At 62.6% G+C, this 10,013-nt stretch carries 10 protein-coding genes; 1 reads left to right on the forward strand and 9 read right to left on the reverse strand.

Going from position 1 to position 10,013, the window contains the following annotated elements:
- Nucleotides 1–169: 169 nt before the first annotated feature.
- The gene (locus YA0848_RS06770) at nt 170–1,318 is read left to right on the forward strand and encodes an acyl-CoA dehydrogenase family protein (RefSeq protein WP_034114797.1); all 1,149 of its coding nucleotides are present in this window, start codon (nt 170–172) and stop codon (nt 1,316–1,318) included.
- Nucleotides 1,319–1,330: 12 nt separating this feature from the next.
- Here YA0848_RS06770 and YA0848_RS06775 read toward each other — a convergent pair whose 3' ends face one another.
- The 9 genes from YA0848_RS06775 to YA0848_RS35910 all read right to left on the reverse strand — a co-directional run.
- A complete protein-coding gene (locus YA0848_RS06775) occupies nt 1,331–1,879 on the reverse strand; it encodes an adenine phosphoribosyltransferase (RefSeq protein WP_034114796.1) in 549 nt (182 codons plus the stop codon).
- An 81-nt stretch (nt 1,880–1,960) separates the two neighbouring features.
- On the reverse strand, nt 1,961–2,695 hold the full coding sequence (fnrA, locus tag YA0848_RS06780; RefSeq protein WP_034099680.1) for a Crp/Fnr family transcriptional regulator FnrA: 735 nt from the start codon (nt 2,693–2,695) through the stop codon (nt 1,961–1,963).
- Nucleotides 2,696–2,833: 138 nt separating this feature from the next.
- Nucleotides 2,834–4,216: an oxygen-independent coproporphyrinogen III oxidase gene (gene hemN, locus YA0848_RS06785; RefSeq protein WP_034099679.1), complete on the reverse strand. Its 1,383-nt coding sequence runs from the start codon at nt 4,214–4,216 to the stop codon at nt 2,834–2,836.
- Nucleotides 4,217–4,318: 102 nt separating this feature from the next.
- On the reverse strand, nt 4,319–5,002 hold the full coding sequence (locus YA0848_RS06790; RefSeq protein ID WP_034114795.1) for a sulfite exporter TauE/SafE family protein: 684 nt from the start codon (nt 5,000–5,002) through the stop codon (nt 4,319–4,321).
- Nucleotides 4,995–5,213 (reverse strand): cbb3-type cytochrome oxidase assembly protein CcoS, encoded by a 219-nt coding sequence (ccoS, locus tag YA0848_RS06795; RefSeq protein WP_034099677.1) that lies wholly within the window; start codon nt 5,211–5,213, stop codon nt 4,995–4,997. Before ccoS ends, YA0848_RS06790 begins: the two co-directional genes overlap by 8 nt.
- 22 nt (nt 5,214–5,235) lie before the next feature.
- Complete coding sequence (locus YA0848_RS06800; protein ID WP_099311947.1) at nt 5,236–7,686, reverse strand: heavy metal translocating P-type ATPase; 2,451 nt, start codon at nt 7,684–7,686, stop codon at nt 5,236–5,238.
- A gap of 95 nt (nt 7,687–7,781) precedes the next feature.
- Nucleotides 7,782–8,321, reverse strand: a complete 540-nt coding sequence (locus YA0848_RS06805; protein WP_034099675.1) for a FixH family protein — start codon at nt 8,319–8,321, stop codon at nt 7,782–7,784.
- Between the two features lie 29 nt (nt 8,322–8,350).
- Nucleotides 8,351–9,766 carry a cytochrome c oxidase accessory protein CcoG gene (ccoG, locus tag YA0848_RS06810; RefSeq protein WP_034099674.1) on the reverse strand — a complete coding sequence of 472 codons (1,416 nt, stop codon included), beginning with the start codon at nt 9,764–9,766 and terminating at the stop codon, nt 8,351–8,353.
- Between the two features lie 54 nt (nt 9,767–9,820).
- Nucleotides 9,821–10,013: hypothetical protein (locus YA0848_RS35910; RefSeq protein ID WP_232925053.1), on the reverse strand; the 193-nt coding region annotated here is incomplete at its 5' end.

The following is a 10,013-nucleotide window of genomic DNA, read 5'->3' on the forward strand; positions in this document are numbered from 1 at the left end:
GGCAACCGTTTCCGCCTGACCCACCGCAGTGTCTGGATACAGGGCCGCTTCGCCGCAACAAGTGTGTGGCGGGTTCAGTTCGGATTTCTTTGGCACCACGTTTTTTCGAATGCTTGTTAACCAAGCAAGCGCTTGGTAATTTCTCTCCACCGTTGCGTGGAGTTTGCCGATGTCTGCCTATCAGGATTACTTCGACCCCCATCACCAGCTGATCCGCGACAGCGTGCGACGCTTTGTCGAGCGCGAGATGCTGCCGGGCATCGAGCAATGGGAGGAGGCTCAAAGTTTCCCCCGCGAACTCTACGACAAGGCCGGTGCGGCGGGGATCCTTGGCATCGGGTATCCAGAATCATTGGGTGGCAGTCACGAAGGCGATTTGTTCGCCAAGGTTGCGGCCAGCGAAGAGTTGATGCGCTGCGGCTCCGGCGGCGTTGTCGCGGGGCTCGGTTCGCTGGATATCGGCTTGCCGCCGGTCGTCAAATGGGCACGGCCCGAAGTGCGCGAGCGAGTGGTGCCGCAGGTGTTGGCAGGGGCGAAGGTCATTGCTCTGGCGGTTACCGAGCCGGGTGGCGGTTCCGATGTGGCCAACCTGCACACCCGCGCCGTGCGCGACGGCGACTGTTACCGCGTCAGCGGCAGCAAAACCTTTATTACCAGCGGCGTGCGCGCCGACTTCTACACCGTGGCGGTGCGCACCGGTGGGCCGGGATTTGCCGGTATCAGCCTGCTGTTGATCGAAAAGAACACCCCTGGTTTTACCGTCGGTCCACCACTGAAGAAGATGGGCTGGTGGGCGTCGGACACGGCTGAGTTGTTCTTCGATGACTGCCCAGTGCCCGTCGGCAATCTGATCGGCGCCGAGAACATGGGGTTCGCCTGCATCATGGGCAACTTCCAGAGCGAACGCCTGGCCCTGGCATTGATGGCCAATATGACCGCGCAGATGGCCCTTGAGCAGAGCCTGCAATGGGCCGCTCAGCGTGAAGCGTTCGGCAAACCCATCGGTAAATTCCAGGTGCTCAAGCATCGCTTGGCGGAAATGGCCACGGCCGTGGAAGTCTCGCGGGAGTTCACCTACCGCCAGGCAGCGAAGATGGCGGCGGGCAAAAGTGTGATCAAGGAAATTTCCATGGCCAAGAACCTGGCCACCGACACCGCCGACCGCGTCACCTACGACGCCGTGCAGATTCTTGGCGGCCAGGGCTATATGCGCGGCAATCTGGTGGAGCGGCTGTATCGCGACAACCGCATCCTGTCCATCGGCGGGGGGACTCGGGAGGTAATGAACGAAATCATCAGCAAGCAGATGGGCTTGTGATGGTCAGTGCCATTAGCGTTCAGTCAATGAAAACTGCGTCAGGCAAAACGTCGGGATGCCCATGTCTTCCAAGCGCTGCGAGCCACCCAGCTCCGGCAGGTCGATGATTGCGGCGGCTTCGAACACCTTCGCACCCATGCGCCGTACCAGGTTCGCAGCGGCTATCAGCGTACCGCCAGTGGCGATCAGGTCATCGAATATCAGCACCGAGTCGCCTTCGCACAAGCTGTCGGCGTGCACTTCCAGGAAGGCTTCGCCGTATTCTGTCTGGTAACCCTCGGCCAGCACATCGGCCGGCAGTTTGCCTTGCTTGCGAAACAGGATCAGCGGCTTGTTCAACTGATAAGCAATGATCGAACCGATCAGAAAACCACGAGCATCCATCGCGCCAATGTGGGTGAACTCGGCTTCGACGTAGCGCTGGGCAAAGCTGTCCGCCACCAGGCGCAGGGCCTTGGGCGATTGGAACAGCGGGGTGATGTCACGGAAGATCACCCCAGGCTTGGGGAAGTCGATGACAGGGCGGATCAGGGATTTGATGTCGAACGAGTCGAAGGTCATCGTCGAGGAGTCCTGGGTGCGGAAAACGGACTCGAAGTATACCTGCGACCTTGCCGATTGGCGCGGCCGCAGGTGTCTGCATCAACCTTCTATGGAGCCACCGGCCAGCGCGCACAGCTGGATCGGGTCGAGGATATGCACTTCCTTGCCTTCGGCGGCGAGCAGTTCGTTCTGCTGGAAACGGGTGAACACGCGGGACACGGTTTCCACCGCCAGCCCCAGGTAGTTGCCGATTTCGTTGCGCGACATGCTCAAGCGGAACTGGTTGGCCGAGAACCCACGGGCGCGGAAACGGGCAGAGAGGTTAACCAGGAAGGTGGCGATGCGCTCGTCGGCGGTTTTCTTCGACAGCAGCAGCATCATTTGTTGATCGTCGCGGATCTCGCGGCTCATCACACGCATCAATTGGCGGCGCAGTTGCGGCAATTGCAGCGCCAGCTCATCCAGGCGTTCGAAGGGGATCTCGCACACCGAGGTCGTCTCCAGCGCCTGGGCCGATACCGGGTGAATCTCGGTGTCCATGCCCGATAACCCCACCAGCTCACTCGGCAGATGGAAACCGGTGATTTGTTCCTCGCCGCCGTCGCTCAGGCTGAATGTCTTCAACGCGCCGGAGCGTACTGCATAGACGGAATCGAACTTGTCGCCCTGGCGAAACAGAAACTCGCCTTTCTTCAGCGGGCGACCGCGTTTAACGATGTCGTCCAGCGCATCCATGTCTTCCAGATTCAGCGAAAGTGGCAGGCAGAGGGGGGCCAGGCTGCAATCCTTGCAATGGGCCTGGTTATGAGCGCGCAGCTTGACTGGCTCGGACATTACTAAAATCCTTGTGGGGAATCACACATAATGCGTAAGGGTAACGCACTGTGGGCAGTCAGGCCAGCCTGTACAAAAAAGCACCAATAGTATAGAGGTTAACGCAAGCCCGGCCCTCACCGCGCCGGGGCTTGCCCTTCAGATCACCCGCGAAAACCGCTGCCGGTTCTGGTGCTCCAAGTACGCATCGAACACCATGCACACCGAACGCACCAGCAGTCGGCCGGCCGGCAGCACGCGAATGCCGTGTTCGTCGAGGGCGATCAGACCATCCGTGGCCATCGCCTCCAGTTGCGGCCAGAGATCGGCGAAATACCCGCGAAAATCAATATTGAAAGCCTGCTCTACAGGTTCGAAAGCCAGGCTGAAATTGCAGATCAGTTGCTGAATCACTTCACGCCGCAAACGATCGTCCGTGGTGCAGACCAGGCCACGGCTGGTGGCCAGTTGCGCGCCAGCCAAGGTGTTCTGGTAGGTATTCAGGTCACTGCTGTTCTGACAATACAGATCGCCGATCTGGCTGATGGCCGACACGCCAAGCCCGATCAGATCGCAATGACCATGGGTGGTGTAACCCTGGAAGTTGCGTTGCAGCCGGCCCTCTTCCTGGGCGATGGCCAGCTCGTCGTCGGGCAGGGCGAAGTGGTCCATGCCGATGTAGCGATAGCCGGCCTGGGTCAGTTGTTCGATGGTGGTTTGCAGCATCAACAGTTTTTGCGCCGGGGAGGGCAGTTCGTCGCTGTTGATGCGGCGTTGCGGCATGAAACGTTCCGGCAGGTGCGCATAGTTGAACACCGACAGGCGGTCCGGCTGCAGCTTGATGACTTCCTCCACGGTGCGCGCGAAGTTGATCGGCGTCTGTTTAGGCAAGCCGTAGATCAGGTCGATGTTGATCGAACGAAATTGCAGGGTGCGCGCCGCGTCGATCACCGCGCGGGTTTCTTCCAGACTTTGCAGACGGTTCACTGCGCGCTGGACCTCGGGATCGAGGTCTTGCACGCCGATGCTCACGCGGTTAAAGCCCAGCTCGCGCAGCAGGCCCATGGTGGCCCAGTCGGCTTCGCGCGGGTCGATCTCGATGCCATAGTCGCCGGAGTCATCGTCTAGCAGGTTGAAGTGCTGGCGCAGGCAGGTCATGACCTGGCGCAGTTCGTCGTGGCTGAGAAAGGTCGGAGTGCCGCCGCCGAAGTGCAGTTGCTCCACCGGCTGCTTGGGGTCCAGGTGGCAAGCCACCAGTTGGATCTCCTGCTCCAGGCGTTGCAGGTAGGCGTGGGCGCGGCCTCGGTCCTTGGTGATGACCTTGTTGCAGGCGCAGTAGTAGCAAATGTTCGCGCAGAACGGCACATGCACGTACAGCGACAGCGGCCGTGTGGCCTTGCGGCTGTCACGCAGGGCGTGGAGCAAGTCGAATGTGCCGACTTGGCTGTCGAATTGCACGGCGGTCGGGTAGGACGTGTAGCGCGGCCCTGCCAGGTCGTAGCGGTTAATCAGATCGGTGTCCCAACGAATGGCGTCGAGCATGCGGGCGTCCCCCGGATAGGCTAGTGGGCCGAGTCTAGGGGTTGGCCGTAGGGGGCGCCTTGATTTGCGTCAACGGGGAGCGGCGCTATGCCACACGGCGTTTCAATGCCCCATCAACCAGTGCTGATGCGGGCCGGGCAGGGTCCAGATACCGAAGAGCACCACCAGCACACCGCCGGCCATGCGCACGCTGCGCTTGCGCAGTAAGGCAGTGACGCGTTCCGCCGCCAGCCCGGTGGCCAGCAACACCGGCCAGGTGCCCAGGCCGAACGCCAGCATCAGCAAACCACTGTCCAGCGCATTGCCTTGGCTGGCGGCCCAGAGCAGGGTGCTGTAGACCAACCCGCACGGCAACCAGCCCCACAGCGCGCCCAGCAACAACGCGCGGGGCAGGCTGGACACCGGCAGCAAACGGTTGGCAATCGGCTGGATATGCCGCCACAGGCCACGCCCGAGGCGTTCGATACGGGTCAGACCGCTCCACCAGCCGGCCAGGTACAGGCCCATGCTGATCAGCAGCAGACCGGCCAACACCCGCAGAATCATGGCCGCCGGGCTATTGGCCACGGCCCAGCCGGCCATGCCGATCAGCAGCCCGGCGCAGGCGTAGCTGAGGATGCGCCCCAGGTTGTACGCCAGCAGCAGACGAAACCGACGGCTGCGCTGCTCTTGAGGGATGGCCAGGGTCAGCGCGCCCATCAGTCCACCGCACATGCCCAGGCAATGGCCGCCACCGAGCAGGCCGAGGATCAGCGCGGAAACCAGTAACGGCGCCAGTTCAAGCATGGGGTGGTTCTTGGGGCTTGGGCGGTTGCTCGGGGCTGTTGGCTTCTTCGACGCCGGCCAAGTGGTTGGGGTCCTGGTCATCGAACAGCACGCTGTGGGCCGGGCCGTCGAGGTCGTCGTACTGGCCGCTGTCCACGGCCCAGAAGAAGATGTAGATGGCGACGCCCACTAATAGCAGCGCCGCCGGAATCATCACGTATAAAGCTGGCATCTGCACTCCATGCCCGCGCGGCTCAAGCCGGCAGCGGGCGGGTTACTTGAGGGGCGCTGGCGGCCGGCGCGCTCGGCAGGCGAGTCAGGCGCAGGGCGTTGAGCACCACGGTCAACGAACTGAGGGACATGCCCACCGCCGCCCAAATGGGCGTGATCCAGCCGAGGGCGGCGAACGGCAGCATAAGGCCATTGTATAGCCCCGCCCACACCAGGTTTTCAATGATCACCCGTCGGGTGCGCCGCGCCAGGCTGAAGGCCTGCACCAGCGCATCCAAGCGGTTGGACAGCAGCACCGCGTCGGCGCTGGTCTTGGCCAGGTCGGTGGCCGAGCCCATGGCCACACTGATATCCGCGGCGGCGAGCACCGGCACATCGTTGACTCCATCGCCGAGCATCAACACCCTGCGGCCTTCCTGGTGCAGGCGTTGCAACACTTGCAGTTTGTCGTCGGGACGCAGGCCGCCGTGGGCCTCGTCGATGCCCAGCTCAAGCGCGACGCTGGCGACCATCGGCGAACTGTCCCCCGAGAGCAGCAGGGTGCGCCAGCCGCGTGCCTGGCAGGCTTGCAGCAAGGCCGGTGCGTCGCTGCGCAGGCGGTCGTCGAGCACGAACCAGGCGAGCGGGCCCTGGCGGTCACCCAGCAGCAGCCATTGTCCGGCTTCGTCGGGTGAGGCGGGCAAGGCGCAGCCGCTGAGTTCACACACGAACCCCGGCTGGCCGATGCGCAGCAGGCGCTCGCCCACGCGACCCTCCAGGCCGAGGCCGGGGGTGCTCAGCACTTCATCGGCAGCCAGCGGCGCACGCCCGAAAGCACGGGCAATCGGGTGCTCTGAACGGTTTTCCAGGGCGGCGGCCAGGCCCAGGCAGGCATCGCTGTCCAACGGGCCCAAGGGGCGAATCGCTCGCAGCGCCAGGCGGCCTTCGGTGAGGGTGCCGGTCTTGTCGAAAATCACCGTGTCGATTTGGTTAAGACCCTCCAGCACATGGCCGCGGGTCAGCAGCAAACCGAGTTTGTGCAGGGTGCCGGTGGCGGCGGTGAGGGCGGTGGGTGTGGCCAGCGACAAGGCGCACGGGCAGGTCGCCACCAGCATCGCCAGTACGATCCAGAACGCCCGCGACGCGTCCAACTGCCACCACCACAGGCCGATCAGCGCGGCGGCGAGCAGCGAGCCCAGCAGGAACCATTGCGCGGCACGGTCGGCGATCTGGGCCAGCCGCGGTTTCTCGGCCTGGGCCCGTTCCAGCAAGCGCACGATGGCGGACAGGCGGGTGTCGTGGCCCAGGGCGCGTACTTCAACGGTCAGCGCGCCTTCCACATTGAGGGTGCCGGCGGTGACGCTATCGCCCGCCTGGCGCGCTTGCGGCAGGTACTCGCCGGTCAGTAGTGACTCGTCGATGCTGGACTGACCGTCGAGGATCACTCCGTCCGCCGGCAGCACCGCGCCTGGGTGTACGCGCACGCGATCGCCCACGGCCAGTTCGCTGAGCAGGATGCGCTCGCTCTGGCCGTCGCTTTGCACGCGCAGGCACGAGGCCGGCAGCAGGTTGACCAGTTGCGCAGTGGCGGCGGCGGTGCGTTCGCGGGCGCGGCGTTCCAGATAGCGCCCGGCCAGCAGGAACAGCGCGAACATGCCCACTGCATCGAAATACAGCTCGCCCACGCCACTGATGGCGGTCCAGATGCCCGCCAGGTAGGCGCCGCCAATCGCCAGGGACACCGACACATCCATGGTCAGATGGCGGGTGCGCAGGTCGCGCAACGCGCCTTTGAAAAACGGCGCGCAGCTGTAGAACACGATGGGGGTGGTCAGAAACATCGCTACCCAGCGCAGGATGACGTGCAGCTCTGGGCTCAGGTCGATATTGAATTCCGGCCAAGTGGCCATGGTTGCCATCATCGCCTGGAACCACAGCAACCCGGCCACGCCCAGTTGGCGCAGGGCCAGACGGTTTTCACTGGCCAATTGCTCAGCGGCGCGGTCCGCCTGATACGGGTGGGCGGCATAGCCGATATGGCGCAGTTCGCTGAGCACCTGGCTCAACGGCAGTTGCCCATCGGCCCAGCGGACCTGCAAGCGATGGTTGGACAGATTCAGCCGCGCCTCGGCCACGGCGGGCAGGCTGCGCAGGTGTTTTTCGATCAGCCAGCCACACGCCGCGCAACTGATGCCTTCCATCAGCAGGGTGGTTTCGGCCAGTTCGCCGTCATGGCGCACAAAGGGTTTTTGCACGTCGGCGCGGTCATACAGCGCCAGCTCCTCCACCAGTTGTACCGGCAGCGCTTCGGGGTTGGCCGAGGCTTCGCTGCGATGCTGGTAATAGCTTTCCAGGCCCCCGGCCACAATCGCTTCGGCCACCGCCTGGCAACCTGGGCAGCAGAGTTCACGGCGCTCGCCGAGGATCTGAGCGGTGAACCGGCTGCCGGGCGGCACGGGCAGGGCGCAGTGGTAGCAGGGAAGCGGGGTGGTCATGGCTTGGAATCTTTAGGGGCTGGTAGGGCCTCGTCGCGGGCCAGCCCGACTCTCGCAGGGAGGGGCGGGGCCGCGACGTGCGAAGCGCAGAGTGTTTACTTCTTCAGGTCTTCGGCGCCCTGCAAGGGCTCATCTCCCAGCAGTAAGTCTTTGTCGTGGCTGACTTCTTCTTCCTCGAACAGGCGCCAGGTCTTGTCGCCTTCCACACCCAAAAGCTCCACGAAACGGCGGCCTTCGACTTTATCGGTCACCTGACCCAGGTAGCGGCCCGGCTCGCTGTCGCTGCGGGTCAGGTTGATCTTGCGGTCTTTCTCCGGCTGGGTCGGTGAAATCAGGTTCAGTTGCAGGGTGTTGGGGTTGCTGTAGCCGGTGAGGTTCAGCTCGACCTCGCCGGTCAGTTCGTCCAGGTGCAGCTTGGCGCGCAACTGCAGGGTCTGGGCCAGGCGTTCACGATCCAGGGAGCGGTTGATGCCTTTGCCGGCCTCGTAGTAGTTGTCGTTGACCAGGTTGTCAGGGTTGTTCACCGCGATCGTCACCATGGACAAGGTCAAGGCCACCGAGCAGGCGAGGATACCGATGATGATCCAAGGCCAGAGGTGCTTGTACCAAGGGCTTGCGGCAGTGGCTACGGGCATTGTTCGGCTCTCTGTTTAACAACGTTGGGTTAACGGACCTGAGGGCCGATGAATCGGCTCTTGGCTTCGACGTGAATGCTCGGGTCATCGGCATCCTTGAGGATGAACGTCACCTCGTTGGTGCTCGATGGCACTTGTTCCGGCGCACTCGACAGTTCCACCGGCATGCTCACGATATCGCCGGCGGACACCTTGATCTCGCGGCGGCCCTGCAACTTGAGATCCGGCAGGCCGGCGGCATCGAGCACGTAGGTGTGGTCGCGCTGGTCCTTGTTCATGATCTTCAGGCTGTAGACGTTTTCGATGCGGCCTTCGGCGTTTTCGCGGAAGAGCACGCGGTCTTTGCTGACGTCGAAGCCCACCAGCGAACGCATGAAAAACGCGGTGACCAACAGGCTGATCATCGCCAGCAATACCAACGCATAGCCGATCAGACGTGGACGCAGCTTGTGGGTTTTCTGACCGGACAGGTTGTGTTCGGTGGTGTAGCTGATCAGGCCGCGTGGGTACTCCATCTTATCCATGATGTTGTCGCAGGCATCGATGCACGCCGCGCAGCCGATGCACTCGATCTGCAGGCCGTCACGGATGTCGATGCCGGTCGGGCATACCTGTACGCACATGGTGCAGTCGATGCAGTCGCCCAGGCCCTGGGCCTTGTAGTCGGCGCCTTTTTTACGTGGCCCGCGCAGTTCGCCACGGCGTGGGTCGTAGGAGACTATCAGGGTGTCCTTGTCGAACATTACGCTCTGGAAACGCGCATAAGGGCACATGTAGATGCACACCTGTTCGCGCAGCCAACCGGCGTTGCCATAGGTGGCAAGGGTGAAGAAACCGACCCAGAAATACGACCAGCCATCGGCCTGGCCGGTGAAGAAGTCGAAGACCAGTTCGCGGATCGGCGAGAAGTAACCGACGAAGGTCATGCCGGTGACGAAACCGATGATCAGCCACAGGCTGTGCTTGCTGAACTTGCGCAGGAATTTGTTGGCGCTCATCGGCGCTTTGTCCAGCTTGATGCGTTGGTTGCGGTCGCCTTCGGTGACCTTTTCGCACCACATGAAGATCCACGTCCACACGCTTTGCGGGCAGGTATAGCCGCACCACACGCGCCCGGCGTACACCGTGATAAAGAACAGGCCGAACGCGGCGACGATCAGGATGCCAGACAGCAGAATGAAGTCCTGAGGCCAGAAGGTTGCGCCGAAAATAAAGAACTTACGTTCCGGCAAATTCCACCACACGGCCTGGTGACCGCCCCAGTTCAGCCACACCGTGCCGAAGTAGAGCAGGAACAGCGCGGCACCGCCGAGCATGCGCAGATTGCGGAACAGGCCAGTGAAGGCACGGGTGTAGATCTTCTCGCGCGCGGCGTAGAGATCGACCGTCTGGCTTGAATGTTTGGCAGGCGGGGTAACGTCATGTACCGGTATTTGGTCGCTCATCATTGCATCCCACGGCGGTGGAGATTTGCCTCGGCCAGTACGTGCCAACCGGGGTCAAATTAAGGATGTTGCAGTAGCGTAATGATACGCCCCCGATGGTACGCCAAGGGTGCGACCTTTGGTCGCGTTGGGGGAAATCAATTGATGGTGTACGTGATCTGGATCAATTGACTTGGGAAGTATGGACGGTTTTGCCGGTTCGACCTTCAAAAACGCCAGAGATCCAATGTGAGAAGGGCTGGCCCCC

It is taken from the genome of Pseudomonas sp. S4_EA_1b, from assembly GCF_016307435.1.
GTDB classification, from domain to species: Bacteria; Pseudomonadota; Gammaproteobacteria; order Pseudomonadales; family Pseudomonadaceae; genus Aquipseudomonas; species Aquipseudomonas rhodesiae.